The following is a 14,729-nucleotide window of genomic DNA, read 5'->3' on the forward strand; positions in this document are numbered from 1 at the left end:
CTCTAAGGAATTGACCTAATTATCTAAGTTTCATGTCCACACTATAGGGTCCATTATAAAACGAATTTGTTGATCTGTTTTTAATTTCTGAAATTCTAAATCAACTATATCTGCATATTTCGTTGATTAGCTTTGAATTTTACAGTATCTAAGTCAATAAAATATTCTTATTCTGTTGACTTGTTTTTGAGTTTTATAGTATCTAGATCAATAATAGTTCCTTATTTCGTTGATTCATTTCCGGCTTTTAAGTTTTGCAATCATTTTTTTCAGTATAACGCATGTAAAAATGTGTATCAATGAAGCAAAAAATAAATATGAAAAACTGTAAAAAATATTGCCATCAATAAAAATCATATATATGATATTTATAAAGAACAAAGGAGGTTTAAAATAATGCCTATGAAAAAAAGATTATCCAGTTCCATTGGTACTATTATTGTTCTCTGTGCGATAATCATAATATCGTTGCAGAAATATCAGCCGGACAAAGAAGTAATTACTACTTTCATATATGAATGGATAAATGACGATTCCAGGGCAGAGACAGAATACAAAAAAATTCTGGAAACCGGAAGTGATAATCAATCCTTATCTCAGCCTTTGCAAAAATACTTCATAACAGAAGCGGCATTCCAATCTTTCTTAAAGACATTTTATTATTTACCAGTAAAAATTCTGCAACAATACGATTCCTACAATTTAATAGACATTAACATAACAAAAGAATCTAATAGTTACTTTGTAAAAGTAGACTTAGAATTGATAAAAGAAGAAAAATCAAAGAATCATTCCATCACAATAAAAATTCAAATGGATCATAAAAAGTTTACCTATTTTACCATCACAGAAGGAAAAGAAATTTAACACAAATAAGCGGTTGAAAGATAAGAAACAAATAGGATGTAATAACCCATAGATATTCAGGAAGGGAGGAAATCTTTCATGCAAAAAGTAATCAGTATCGGAAAACAGAATTTTGTATCTCTTCGGGAGAATGATTGTTTTTATATTGATAAAACAGATCTGATCTGTAAGTGGTGGGAATCAAAAGATGAAATTACTTTGATCACCAGACCGCGTAGATTTGGAAAAACATTGAATATGAGTATGCTGAATTGTTTCTTTTCCAATCAATTTACAGGACGGGAAGACCTTTTTAAAGGATTGGCAGTCTGGAAAAAGGAAAAGTATCGTAAAATGCAAGGAACCTATCCGGTAATTTTTCTGAGTTTTGCCGCAATTAAAGGCAGTAATTATGAAGATGCCAGAGATGGGATTATCATGGCGATCAATGAAGCCTATTCAGAACATAGGTATCTGCTTGAAAGTAATGAACTTACGGATGGTGAGAGGAAATGCTTTGAAGAGTTAGATTATTATGCAAAAAATCCAGGAATCAAAAAACAGGTGGCAAATGATACAATCTGTAATGCGGTAAAAAATCTGGCAAATTGCCTGAGCCGGTATTATAAAAAGAAAGTTATTATTTTGCTGGATGAATATGATACCCCGATGCAGGAAGCTTATCTCTATGGATATTGGAAAGAATTTACAGCATTTATCAGAAGTTTATTTAATGCAACGTTTAAGACAAATCCATATTTGGAAAGAGCAATGATGACAGGGATTACACGCGTGTCGAAAGAATCTGTATTTTCAGATTTAAATAATCTTAACGTTGTAACAACGACATCAACGGAGTATGAAACCTGTTTCGGATTTTCGGAAGAAGAAGTATTTCAGGCGTTAGAAGAGCGTGGGATGAACAATCAGAAAAAGCTTGTAAAGTCCTGGTATGATGGTTTTGTATTTGGAAATACGCATGATATCTATAATCCTTGGTCAATTACTAATTTTTTAGATAAAAAACAGGTCCGTCCTTATTGGGCAGATACCAGTTCAAATAGTATGATTGATGAACTGATTCGAAAAGCTTCCACAGACATCAAAGAAAAGATGGAAGAATTGCTGCAGGGAAAAGAAATCGTAGTTAATTTTGATGAACAAATCGTATTTGAGCAGCTTGACAATTATAATCAGTTCATGAAGGCATTATTAAGTGATGATATAGATGCTATGAACTATTATATGAATCAGATTATAATGACAACATTCAGTTATTTTGATGTAGGACAAAATGAACCGGAACGATTTTATCATGGATTTGTTCTGGGACTCATTGCGGATCAGACTGATATCTATGAGATTCGGTCGAACAGAGAAAGTGGTTTTGGACGTTATGACGTGATGATGATTCCTAAAATAAAAGAAACAAAAAAGTATCCGGCGATTATTATGGAATTTAAAGTGAGAAATATAAAAAGAGAAGAATCGTTGGAAGACACTGTGCAGACGGCACTGACACAGATTAAAGAAAAATGTTATGATGCAGAACTATATGACAGAGGTCTAAAAAAAGAAGAGATTCATCATTATGGTTTTGCATTTGAAGGAAAAAAAGTATTGATAGGATAAAAAGAAGAAAGTCAAACTGCTATTGCGATTTAAAACTTTTTCATATAGCAGTTTGACTTTATCCGTTTTATAGATTAATGTAAATAAAATCCCAGATCCAATATACATTCCGGAGGCAGATATTCTCGCGGAATATTCACAAGTGCAGTAATTTTCCATAAGATACCAAATCCAATCAGAATGAGTAGCATTCCTCTGACACATTTTCTATAATCTCCGGCAGGAAACTTATACAAATCTTTAATTCCAAAAGCAAAGATAAAAATTAAAATCAGGACGGTTATTCCAAACAAAAAGAAAAAAGATTTTTGCTTTTCTAAAATACGTCTGTTTTCACCAGACTGTTTTTTATGTTCCCCTTCCTGATCGATGGTGACTTCATCTCCATCTTTTAATGGATATGTAGACCATTTTATGATCTGCAAAAGTTGTCCTTTTTCATCTTTTTCTTCCGGAAGAAGAATACTATCTGCGGTTATGGAAAGAGGATCGACAGCCTTTGAAAAGGCGAGAAATTTTGTTCCGAATACTCCTTCTTGCTCTGCCAGATAAAAAATCATATTTGTATCGGTATTATAGCAACTTTTGGGAATACGGATGGTAGAATTAAGCTTTTCTTCTTCTGTCTGACTGATCGTTGCAATCTCTACAGGTATCTGCATCCATTTTTCTATACGGATGGATAAAATAGTACAGATCATTAAAGAAATCAGGATCATACATCCGGCATTCCAGGTTTTCTTTTTCATCATTTTATCAACTCCATAAAATATCTTTTAGTCCATCCGTCAATTCTGTATTGTAATATAAAAAGAAAAATGTCACTGGAAGTAAACATAGTAGACCACAGACGGATTGAATTCCAACAGCATTTTGATTGAGTGATGCGAGAAAAACAGAAAGGGGATAGTCGGTTTCTTTTTCGAGAAAAAGGATAGGCTGTTCAACCATATTCCAGCTTTCTGTAAATACTAATATAAATAATGTGATAACGGCAGGTTTTGAATTTGGAACTATAATGTAGCGAATCATTTGTAGCTGATTTACGCCATCCATTCTTGCGGCATCAAGTGTAGAATCTGGGATTGCCTGGAAAACGAAAGTAAGCCATACAGTTCCAAAAGGTGAAAATATTGCAGGGATTATCAAAGCTTTCCAACTGTTTAAAAGTTTTAGTTTTTCTAATAAAATATAATTCGGCAGCAGTGTTACCTGAATCGGTAAAATCATAAATAGTGCAAATAGTATAAACCAGAATTTTTTCAGAGGAAAAGAATATTTTGCAAATGCTGTTCCTGACATACAGGAAAAAAGAGTTTGTCCTGCCGCAATCATCAGACACATGGCAAGGCTTCTCCAAAATTTTATCAGATAATCAGGTTTTGCCAGAAAAACTTTATAATAATTCATCAGAGAAAATCCGGTATCTGAATGAAAAACTGAAAATACAATCAGATAGATAATTGGAAATAAAAAAATAAAGGCTATGATCGAAAAAACAAAGAGCCGGGTGTACTGTTTGTACTTATGCATCGGCAGTCCTCCTCTTTAGAAAATAGTATATCATATAGATAAGACCACTTAGAAAAAGAATAAATACGGTAATAATAGTTGCACTGGCGGAAACCTTTTGGTAATTCAGATTTTGTAAATTATTATTCATAAAATGTTGTAAAAAATAAATACTGTTGTCTGGATGAGTTCCGCCAAGTAAAAAGGCTTCTCTGTAGCATTTAAATGCATTCATTATGGAGAGTATTAATGTAAAAAGGATAACCGGAAACAATATAGGACAGGTAATATAATAAAAGCTCTGCCATTTTCCGGCTCCGTGAAGACTGGCATATTCATAATATTCTTTCGGAATCATCTGAAGTCTGGAAGAATAAATGAAAATATAATATCCAACAAATTTCCAGAAATATAAAATACAGATGATCCAAAAAGCGCTTGATGTATGAAGCCAGTCTTTTTCAGGAAGATAAAAAAAGTTTAGTATCAGATTCAAAAAACCATTATTTTTGAAAAAAAACTGGATGACTAAAACTATAGATGCGATTGGCATGATGATTGGATAAAGAAAAGAGAGTCGGAAAATTTTCTGACCTTTCGTAATCTGTTGTAAAATTACAGAAATACAGAGAGCTGTCCCTAAAGTAACTGGTATTGTAACAAGCATATATTTACAAGTGTTTTTTACTGCCAGTAAAAACATTGTATTTTTAAATAGTTCTTTATAATTATCAAGACCTACAAATTCGCGTTTTCCGATACCAAAAGAAACAGAATACCACAAAACAATCAAAAATGGGATCAGATAAAAGAAAAGAAATCCTGATATTGCAGGGAAAGCCAGTAAGAATCCCTTCTTCTTTTTTTTCATTGCATCACGCTCGCTTTCACTTAAAACTATTCTGTCACCTGTGTATGATAATCATTCCATGCTTTGTCTGCTAAAGCCGAAAGCTTATCTTGCCATATCTTTTTAAAATCAGTTTGCGGACCATATAATAAACTACTATTTTCTATAATCTCTTCATAAATAAAATGTTCAACTTCTGTCGGAAAATATGCTCCTTCTAAGGACTGAAATGCTTTTATAGCTAAATCCTGTTTTGACTGATCTAAGAATGACAGTTTTGTACGGATGGCAGATACTTGTACCGGATAATCTGTTCCAAGAACACCATTTGCGCTTAGTGACATTCCATTAGTACTAGTTGATTCCTGAATTACGTTATTTAAAAAATACATTAAGAAGTGATAAGCTTCTTCTTTATAATCAGATGCCATACTTACAGCACCAAAGCAACGAATGGCAGCCATTTTTTTTCCCTGAATATCAGGGATTATGTCTATTTGCGTTGTGTGTTCGTTTATGTCATCCAAAGATGAGATTAAAATATGCGAAGAGCTAGTATCAGTATTATTTGTCTTTTCATTTTCTAAATAATCTTGTTTAAATAATAAGTATTCTAATGCGAAATTACTCCACTTTTCCTTATCAAAGAAAATCTGACCGGAATTGTAATCCGCAGCAGGTTGAAACCAGTTACCACTGATATTATCTAATTCGAATAGTGCATTTTTCAGAGCGTGGTCAGAAGAACTTTTTATATTTGAAATCCAATCTTCTAAGGTATCATTTTCCTGTGTATAATCAAGTACAGTATCGGAGATTAACATATTATAGTGGCAGGAAAGAGGAAGAATATATTGTCTTTCCTGATATTGACCGGGGAGAAGAAAAGACGGATTATAGTTTTCCTTTTGCCAATAAGAATCTTTTTTCATATATTTATCCAATGAGGCGAATACACCACTTTGCATTGCCTTATAAGGATTTTCAAAAAGAGGTTCGTTCATCTGCGCAGCTCCATCGGTGGAACAGTTAACAAGATATAAGTCAGGACCTTTTCCAGACATGATCTGTGTACGGAGTTTCTGAATTTCTGCAGATCTTTTATCAGGATCAGGAGATAATATTTTAATTTCAAATTCCAGAGAGTTATTTTTGGATGTGGCATATTTTACAGCATCAAGGACCTGCTCCTTAAAAGCAGGTTCTATAACAATAGAGAGTGTTTTGGAGACATCTTTATTTAGCTTTGTACATCCGGATAATCCAATTGAAAGGATGAGGAGTGGAAGAAGATAAAATTTAAAATTGAACATTGGTATGATCCATCCTTAAAAATTACAAAGTATAATTGATTGAATTTAAATGATGTATATGTCTTAGTATCTAAATTTTAACACAAAAATAAAACGATGTCAAAAAATAAAGGAATTTTTTGAAAACGAAGTAGTTCGTATGATTTTGTTGATTTTCGAAGAATACCAGAGGACGCTTGCATTTCAAAAAAATACAAGTTATCCTTAAGAAGATGTACAAAGGAGGAAAAGAAGATGCAGCTTGCAACAGCAATGAATCTAAGAAAAGCAATGGATGAGGAAACCAAAAGAGAGCGGTTCGCTTCCTGGTACAGCACACTGCCCGGAATCCCGGCACATGAAAAAGAGATCATAGAAAGGTCTTTAAAATATAACGTGTGGAAAGAACTCATAAAGCTCTTTGTCGTTTATATGATCCTTTCACTGGTATGGTTTTTCGGAGCCGGTCAGTATGATCCGTTTGAAAGTGTAACAGGATATTCTCTCATAGGAAAAAAGAGCGTAATTGGAGTTGTGCAGGAGGATGGCGAGTCATTGCGCTTGAAAAATCCGAATAAAGGTGAGCATGTAAGTTACACACTTGCAGAACTTGGAATGGATCCGATCAAATATTCTTATGGCAGTCGGTTTCAGACATACTGGGAAAAAGAAAAGAATGGGGAATATCAGTTACTTGCGGTATTGCCGGAAAAGCAGGTATCGAAAATAGAAGGTCTTTATTATGGCGTAATGGGAGTCGGATATTTTGCAATTCTTATTGGCGGGATTTGTGCGTTTTTTATCCGGAGAAAACGATATACAGGATGGTTTTTATCGTTCTATTACAGGCTGGAAAAGTTTTACTCAGAATATGGTGTATGGCAGAAATACAGTGTTGAAAGAGGTTATGACACGGTCGATGCGATTATTGCTTACGGAAATGAAAATCCGATATATTTTGTAAACGAATTTTCGAATATCCATCTCACAAAAGAGGAAGTAAAGAAAAAGAAATCAAAGCTTGCCATGGTCTGGCTAACATCAATAGCGGTTATGGCTGGGATTATACTTGTTATTTCACTGTATGTGAATATTACGTCAGCGATCGAGTGCAGGCAAAATGAGGCAAGGACAGCAGCAGTTTTAGAAAAGCTGCAGAATGCGATCGATGAAAAAACGACAGGTCTTGGTGAAAAATCGGAATATTACAATTATGCGGACATGATCGACCGGGCAAGGGATACATTCCCGGAAGAAGATATCTACTACAAGCTTCAGACAACGGAGGATTATGTCACGATAATTGTCACAACAAAAAAGAAACAAAATGTTTGCTTTGACCGGTATGTGCCGGTTCAGGGATCAATTGGTGATGAGGATACAGAGTATAAGCTTGAGATTGCCATGGTATCGGATGCGATGCAGCCGGACGACATTTTACATAATTATACAGGGATACTTAAGATAAAGTAAGGTAATGGCAAAAAGATGATTCTGCGAAAGGACGAAGGAGAAAATTTATGAAAAAGAAAAGATTTGCAATGGCAGCAGTATGCGCAGTCATGACTATAGCGCTTGCGGGATGCAGTATGCTCAGCTCCAAATTGAACGATATTACAGGAAAATTAGTGGGGAATTCGTACACGATCACGACCTATGATAATTACGGGAATCGTGTAATGACAACCACAGGAGACAAGATCAATGTGCAGGGAAATGCAGTGGAAACTTCAAGCTATGATTCAGACGGTAATGTTATCACGGGATATGAGCTTTCCTCTGTCATTACGATTACAATCGATGGAAAGGAAATCGAGAGTTGTGGTGATACCTGTATTTTTGCGCAGGACGCGTTGAAAGCGGATGTGGATTTTACGCAGGAGGATATTGAAAGCAATGCAAGCGGTAAGATTACAGACAATACTGCGATCGCAGGTGTCCTGAATAAGTATAAAAATATGTTTGGAAAAGCCAGAGTGGTTGTTATCAAATCCCAGCTTGGACAGCCAATCGTAGCGTATAGCGGAGAAGATGTGTACTGGGAAATCCCGGATGATCTGCCGAAATTTACGAAGTTGATGATCGATGGGAAAGCGTTGTACATACACCGGGCGAATTTCCAGATCATTGATAAGAGTTTGTTGGAATCCAACTGATAAATTTAATGTGGTGAAATTTCACGGCTGATATAATCAAAGCATGGGTGCTATCATAACGGTGGTGGTTAGTCTTTCTTCAGAGGGACTGGTAAAGCAGAGGTATTTTAACTTGCATTTCCCAAAAATACCAGTTATCCTTATCAGTATATCAGGAGGAGGCACAAAAACATGGAAGAAACAAAAAAGTTATCATGTATAGACTGTAATGTTAAGAAATGCAATGCAAAGCAGAATATAGAGAACAACAAACCATATCCGGGATTTTGCGTGTCACATAATATGGACTTGAAAGACCGGCAGAGGGCGCTTGATACCTATCTGGGAGATGAAAAAGATCTGAAGATCATGCGTGCAAGTGCCGAGATCGAGCACGATTTTTACTGCCAGGCAACCCGTGTGGAGGAGACGATCCGCTGGGCAAAAAAACTGGGTGCCAAGAAGATCGGAATTGCAAGCTGTGTGGGACTCTTAAAGGAAAGCCACCTGCTGGCAGGACTTTTGAGAGAATACGGCTTTGAAGTGTACGGTGTGGGCTGTAAGATCGGAGAAGTTCCAAAGACCGAGGTCGGCATTCCGGAACGCTGCGAGGAGGTCGGAGTTCATATGTGTAACCCAATCCTGCAGGCGCAGATGCTGAACAAAGAGAAGACGGACATCAATATCGTGATGGGACTTTGCGTGGGACATGACAGCCTCTTTTACAAATATGCCGAGGCGCCGAGTACAACGCTGGTTGTAAAGGATCGGGTGCTTGGAAATAATCCGGTGGCTGCTTTGTATACGCTGGACTCTTATTACAAAAAGTTACATCATCTGAATCTGGAGGAAGAATAATGCACATTCGACATATTTTATTTGATCTTGACGGAACGCTGCTTCCGATGAACCAGGACGAATTTGTTACCTTTTATATGCCGCTTCTGGCAAAAAAATATATATCCGAGGGGATTTCCTTTGATCCGAAAGCATTTATTGCATCCGTGTGGAAGGGCTATGGAGCGATGGTGAATAATGACGGAAGTTGTACCAACCGGGAAGCATTCTGGCAGTATATGGACGAACTGCTTCCGACGGATTCGGAGAATTCTGAACGGATTGCCCTTGATTTCTATGCAAATGAATTTAACCAGGCAATTGCGGTGACGCAGCCAAACAGTCTGTCGGACAAGGTTGTGAAAAAGGCAAAGGAAAAAGGAATCCGCACCTACCTTGCAACCAATCCGGTATTTCCAAAGGTGGCAACGATGAACCGGATCAAATGGGCGGGATTGGATGCAGAGGATTTTGAGCTGATCACAACTTATGAGGATAATTGTTACTGCAAGCCAAATGTGGACTATTACCGAACAATTCTTGAACAGTTTCATCTTAGACCGGAAGAGTGTTTGATGGTAGGAAATGACGTGGAAGAGGATCTTGCAATTCGGAAACTCGGCGTAAAGACATTCCTTGTTACAGATACGAAGGAAAATAAAAAGGATCTTCCAATCGAAAGCGATTACCAGGGATCGATGGAAGAGCTGTTTGCATTTGTGGAAAGCCTGGAAAATGCTTAAAAATTTATTGAAATTCCAAACTTTTATTGTAAATGCATGGCGGACGTGGTAAATTATTCTAAGTAGTATCCGGAGGGAACCGGAGAAGAGTATATGATAAGAAACAGAGGGAAACTGATATGAAGAAAAAGTTACTTGTTGTTTGTGGCGGACAGTCCAGTGAGCATTCAATTTCACGAATTTCCTGTAATTCAGTGATGAAGCATCTGGATAAAGATAAATATGAGATTACACTTGTCGGCATTGCAAAAGATGGGAAATGGTACATCTTAAAGCAGGAAGATAATGACCTGTCAAAAGATACCTGGCTTGACGGAGCAGAAGTGGTAGAAGGTGTATTCGATCTTCTGAGAAGTCAGGATGTTGCATTCCCGGTACTTCACGGACTTTACGGAGAAGATGGAACTATCCAGGGATTATTTGAACTGGCACAGCTTCCGTATGTAGGATGCCGTGTATTTGCATCCAGTGCATGTATGGATAAGATTTTTGCAAAGAAAGTATTTGAAAGTGCAGGAATCCCACAGGTCAAATCTGTATATGTAAAGAAGCGCAATGATGGAAAGCTGGTTGTAGTGGAAAAAAACATGGAAGAGACAAAAGAAGTCGAAGCTTCTATTATGAAAGAACTTGGAATGCCGTGCTTTATCAAGGCAAGCCGTTCCGGATCCAGTGTTGGATGTTACCGCTGCGATAAAGAGGAAGATCTGATGGCAAAGCTGGAAGAAGCTGCGAAGTATGATACACACATCGTTGTAGAAGAATGTGTAGACTGTATCGAGCTTGAGACAGCCGTTCTTGGAAATGATGACATTATCGTATCCAGAGTCGGACAGATCATGCCACACGGTGAATTCTATACCTTTGAATCCAAATATGAAGATGCAGAGAGCAAGACATGTATCCCTGCAAAAGTAGATGAAGAGATTCAGGAACAGATCCGTAAGTATGCTGTTCGTGCCTTTAAGGCAATTGACGGACACGGACTGAGCCGTGTGGATTTCTTCCTGGATAAGAAGACCAATAACATTTATCTGAATGAGATCAATACTCTTCCGGGATTTACAAGTATTTCCATGTATCCACAGCTGATGGAAGATTTGGGATATAGTTATTCTGAACTGCTGGATAAACTGATTGAGATTGCTGATGAAAATTAATTACAGATAATAGAAGAATGTTTTGCTGCCGCCGTAATTGGCGGCAGTTTCAAATTACAACAGGAAATGGTATTTCAACAGCAAATAGTGAATGGATATTTTCCATTCAAAACACATTTCTTTTCATAGTGAAATGGTTTGGACCGATCTTATCAATCATATGTATATACGGAATTCTAAAATAGTTAAAAAAGAATGAATAAAGAAAAACTCCAGAATCAATTTTATACTGCTGATTCTGGAGTTTCTTTTACTTAGAAACGATATAATTTCACTTTGTTACTTCTCTTTACTATATTCCAGAGAAGCTTCCACAAATCCCTTAAACAGCGGATGTGGTTTGTTCGGACGGGATTTGAGTTCCGGATGTGCCTGTGTTCCGATGAACCAAGGATGTTCCGGAATTTCCACCATCTCTACGATTCTGCCGTCCGGAGAAAGTCCGGATAAGAGCATACCGTTCTGGGTAAGAGCATCACGGTAGTCATTGTTGACTTCATAACGATGACGATGACGTTCGTGGATTTCTTCTTTTCCATATAATTTATAAGCTTTTGATTCTTTGTTAAGAACACAAGGATAAGAACCAAGACGAAGGGTTCCACCGATATCTTCAATACCGATTTGGTCAGGCATGATGTGGATGACCGGATGTGTAGTGTTTGGATTCAGTTCTACGCTGTGTGCATCATGATATCCAACAACATCTCTTGCAAATTCTACGATAGCAAGCTGCATACCGAGGCAGAGACCGAGGAAAGGAATCTTGTGTGTTCTTGCATATTTGATGGCTTCGATCTTACCTTCGATACCACGGTCACCGAATCCACCAGGTACGAGGATACCACTTACATCACCGAGAAGTTCATCGACATTTTCTGGTGTGACGGTTTCAGAGTCAACCCATTTGATATTTACGGTTGTGTGGCTGTAGATGCCGCCATGTTTTAATGCTTCAACAACACTGATATATGCGTCATGGAGCTGGATATATTTGCCGACCAGGGCGACTGTTACATCTTGTGTCGGATGCTTCAGGCATTCGACCATCTCTTTCCAGTCTTTCAGATCCGGTTCCGGACAGTCAAGCTTCAGGCATTCGCATACAACGGAAGCGAGATGTTCTTCTTCCATGGCGAGTGGTGCTTCGTAAAGATATTCTACATCCAGGTTCTGAAGAACGTGATCAGATGGCACGTTACAGAAGAGGGCGATCTTGTCTTTGATTCCCTGATCCAGTGGATGCTCAGAACGGCAGACCAGAATATCCGGCTGGATTCCCATTCCCTGTAATTCTTTTACGCTTGCCTGAGTCGGTTTGGTCTTCATCTCCTGGGAAGCATGCAGATATGGGATCAGTGTGACGTGGATCAGCGCAACATTGTCATGTCCCATATCATGTTGGAACTGGCGGATAGATTCCAGGAAAGGCTGGCTTTCGATGTCTCCGACGGTTCCACCGACTTCGATGATCGCAATCTCGGTATCTGTAGCTGCAGGGTTGCGATAGAAACGGCTCTTGATCTCATTCGTGATATGCGGGATGACCTGTACGGTTCCTCCACCAAAATCTCCACGACGTTCTTTCTGAAGAACGGACCAGTAAATCTTTCCTGTCGTTACATTCGAGTTCTTGGTAAGACTTTCATCGATAAATCTTTCATAATGTCCAAGGTCAAGGTCTGTCTCCGCTCCATCGTCTGTTACAAAAACTTCACCGTGTTGTACCGGATTCATTGTACCCGGGTCAATGTTGATGTACGGATCAAATTTCTGCATTGTAACTGTGTACCCGCGTGCCTTGAGCAGACGCCCAAGAGAAGCTGCTGTGATTCCTTTTCCAAGACCTGAGACAACGCCTCCGGTAACAAATACATACTTAACTGCCATAGTTCCAGTTCCCTCCTTATGGTAATTTTTTTTGTCTACTACTCATTGTGTTCTGTAAAAAATAAGATAGAATGCGATTTCTATTCATCAGAAAAGTCCGGTATAACCTTCTGACAGATAAAAATAGAAAAAAACCCCATAAAAACAAATTTATGTGGCTCCCTCGCTACTTTGATTTCCCCTTGAAATCAATTCCCCTATAAAATACTTTAAAAGTATACACCCATTCCAGAAAAAAATACAACAATTTTTTTTGAAATGGGTGTATAAAAATCAAAAATATAATATTTGTCTACTGATAGATCGGTTTTTTCTCGTATCTCGGTTCAGATGTAACCTGGATGGATAACTTCTGGAACAGACGGATATCTACATTTGCAAGCATAACGGATACATGAGCCTGGCAGCCTTTTAAATTCGGGACTTGTCTGAGTGCCTGTTCAGCAACCGGATTGGAAGAGGCACTGATAGAAAGTGCAATCAGAGCTTCATCGATGTGAAGTCTTGGGTTCTTGCTTCCAAGGAATTCGGTTTTAACTTTCTGGATCGGTTCCAGGGCAGTCGGTGAGATCAGGTGCATATCATGATCGATTCCGGCGAGTTCTTTTAAGGCGTTCAGGATCAGGGCAGCAGATGCGCCAAGCAGGTCAGAGGTTTTTCCTGTTACGATGCGTCCGTCCGGAAGCTCCAGAGCGGCAGCCGGTGCACCGGTTTCTTCAGCGCGTGCAAGAGCGGCATCAACAACCTTACGGTCATGTACGGTAACTCCTGCCTGATTCATCAGAAGCTCGACCTTATAAGTCTCTTCCTTCGGGCATTCACCGGAAAGGAAACGGTCCATGGTGCGGTAGTAGCGGCGAATGATCTCCTGACGGGAAGCTTCTTTGCAGACTTCATCGTCACAGATGCAGTTACCAGCCATGTTAACACCCATGTCTGTTGGTGATTTGTATGGATTTTCTCCGTAAATGCGCTCAAAAATTGCACTCAGTACAGGGAAGATCTCTACGTCACGGTTGTAGTTGACGGTAGTAACACCGTAAGCTTCCAGATGGAACGGGTCGATCATATTTACATCGTTAAGGTCAGCAGTAGCTGCTTCATATGCTAAGTTGACCGGATGCTTTAACGGGATATTCCAGATCGGGAAGGTTTCGAATTTGGCATATCCTGCACGGACTCCGTGCTTGTGCTCATGATAGAGCTGGGAAAGGCAGGTAGCCATCTTTCCACTTCCAGGTCCAGGTGCGGTGATGACAACCAGAGGTCTGCTTGTCTCAATATATTCGTTCCTTCCGTATCCTTCGTCACTTACGATCAGCGGGATGTTGGAAGGATAACCTTCTATTACATAATGGATATAAACTTTAATGCCAAGCTTTTCCAGACGTCCTTTGAAAAGATCGGCACTGTTCTGTCCGGAGTACTGTGTGATAACAACACTTCCGACAAAGAGACCATTGGCTTCAAATTCGTCTTTCAGACGGAGAACGTCAGTGTCATAAGTGATCCCAAGATCACCGCGGACTTTGTTGGCCTCAATATCGGCTGCACTGATAACGATCACAATCTCTGCGGTATCCGATAATTCTTTTAGTAAATGTAATTTGCTGTCCGGCTGAAATCCAGGAAGCACGCGGGAAGCATGATAGTCATCGAAAAGCTTTCCACCGAATTCGAGATACAGTTTGTTGTCAAACTGATTGATTCGCTCACGAATGTGAGAAGACTGCATTTGCAGGTATTTTTCATTATCAAACCCAATTTTCATAAAGTTCCATCCTTTTTGTCCATAATTTTACTTTCATAGAAGCAATTCAAACCTAGTATAC

At 38.4% G+C, this 14,729-nt stretch carries 13 protein-coding genes; 7 read left to right on the forward strand and 6 right to left on the reverse strand.

Annotated elements, in window-relative coordinates; translation table 11 throughout:
- Nucleotides 1–396 precede the first annotated feature (396 nt).
- Together PGW42_RS10760 and PGW42_RS10765 are read left to right on the forward strand one after the other, a co-directional pair.
- Nucleotides 397–867 (forward strand): hypothetical protein, encoded by a 471-nt coding sequence (locus PGW42_RS10760; protein ID WP_270203575.1) that lies wholly within the window; start codon nt 397–399, stop codon nt 865–867.
- Nucleotides 868–945: 78 nt separating this feature from the next.
- Nucleotides 946–2,478 carry an AAA family ATPase gene (locus PGW42_RS10765; RefSeq protein WP_270203576.1) on the forward strand — a complete coding sequence of 511 codons (1,533 nt, stop codon included), beginning with the start codon at nt 946–948 and terminating at the stop codon, nt 2,476–2,478.
- Nucleotides 2,479–2,552: 74 nt separating this feature from the next.
- Here PGW42_RS10765 and PGW42_RS10770 read toward each other — a convergent pair whose 3' ends face one another.
- From PGW42_RS10770 to PGW42_RS10785, 4 genes are read right to left on the reverse strand one after another with little or no spacing between them, the layout of a single operon-like run.
- A complete protein-coding gene (locus PGW42_RS10770) occupies nt 2,553–3,230 on the reverse strand; it encodes a hypothetical protein (protein ID WP_008374417.1) in 678 nt (225 codons plus the stop codon).
- A 4-nt stretch (nt 3,231–3,234) separates the two neighbouring features.
- Nucleotides 3,235–4,011 carry a carbohydrate ABC transporter permease gene (locus tag PGW42_RS10775; RefSeq protein WP_022220100.1) on the reverse strand — a complete coding sequence of 259 codons (777 nt, stop codon included), beginning with the start codon at nt 4,009–4,011 and terminating at the stop codon, nt 3,235–3,237.
- Nucleotides 4,004–4,861: a carbohydrate ABC transporter permease gene (locus PGW42_RS10780; protein ID WP_008374422.1), complete on the reverse strand. Its 858-nt coding sequence runs from the start codon at nt 4,859–4,861 to the stop codon at nt 4,004–4,006. The genes PGW42_RS10775 and PGW42_RS10780 overlap by 8 nt, the downstream gene beginning before the upstream one ends.
- 26 nt (nt 4,862–4,887) lie before the next feature.
- Nucleotides 4,888–6,153 carry an extracellular solute-binding protein gene (locus PGW42_RS10785; RefSeq protein WP_008374424.1) on the reverse strand — a complete coding sequence of 422 codons (1,266 nt, stop codon included), beginning with the start codon at nt 6,151–6,153 and terminating at the stop codon, nt 4,888–4,890.
- A 234-nt stretch (nt 6,154–6,387) separates the two neighbouring features.
- Here PGW42_RS10785 and PGW42_RS10790 point away from each other — a divergent pair, with 234 nt between their 5' ends.
- The 5 genes from PGW42_RS10790 (at nt 6,388) to PGW42_RS10810 (ending at nt 11,007) form a co-directional block, all read left to right on the forward strand.
- Complete coding sequence (locus tag PGW42_RS10790; protein WP_055156470.1) at nt 6,388–7,605, forward strand: hypothetical protein; 1,218 nt, start codon at nt 6,388–6,390, stop codon at nt 7,603–7,605.
- A gap of 47 nt (nt 7,606–7,652) precedes the next feature.
- The gene (locus PGW42_RS10795; RefSeq protein ID WP_008374432.1) at nt 7,653–8,288 is read left to right on the forward strand and encodes a DUF5052 family protein; all 636 of its coding nucleotides are present in this window, start codon (nt 7,653–7,655) and stop codon (nt 8,286–8,288) included.
- A 171-nt stretch (nt 8,289–8,459) separates the two neighbouring features.
- Entirely contained in the window at nt 8,460–9,125 is a 666-nt protein-coding gene (locus tag PGW42_RS10800; protein ID WP_055156474.1) for a DUF1847 domain-containing protein, read from the forward strand.
- Nucleotides 9,125–9,847: an HAD family hydrolase gene (locus PGW42_RS10805; protein WP_055156476.1), complete on the forward strand. Its 723-nt coding sequence runs from the start codon at nt 9,125–9,127 to the stop codon at nt 9,845–9,847. The genes PGW42_RS10800 and PGW42_RS10805 overlap by 1 nt, the downstream gene beginning before the upstream one ends.
- Nucleotides 9,848–9,966: 119 nt before the next feature.
- Nucleotides 9,967–11,007, forward strand: a complete 1,041-nt coding sequence (locus PGW42_RS10810; protein ID WP_270203577.1) for a D-alanine--D-alanine ligase family protein — start codon at nt 9,967–9,969, stop codon at nt 11,005–11,007.
- A gap of 279 nt (nt 11,008–11,286) precedes the next feature.
- On the opposite strand, the gene PGW42_RS10815 is transcribed toward PGW42_RS10810, so the two are convergent.
- Together PGW42_RS10815 and PGW42_RS10820 are read right to left on the reverse strand one after the other, a co-directional pair.
- On the reverse strand, nt 11,287–12,897 hold the full coding sequence (locus tag PGW42_RS10815; RefSeq protein WP_270203578.1) for a CTP synthase: 1,611 nt from the start codon (nt 12,895–12,897) through the stop codon (nt 11,287–11,289).
- 292 nt (nt 12,898–13,189) lie between these two features.
- On the reverse strand, nt 13,190–14,668 hold the full coding sequence (locus tag PGW42_RS10820) for a DUF1846 domain-containing protein (RefSeq protein WP_270203579.1): 1,479 nt from the start codon (nt 14,666–14,668) through the stop codon (nt 13,190–13,192).
- Nucleotides 14,669–14,729: the final 61 nt, after the last annotated feature.

Source organism: Coprococcus sp. TM115-187, from assembly GCF_027679115.1.
Taxonomy (GTDB): Bacteria; Bacillota; Clostridia; order Lachnospirales; family Lachnospiraceae; genus Allocoprococcus; species Allocoprococcus comes.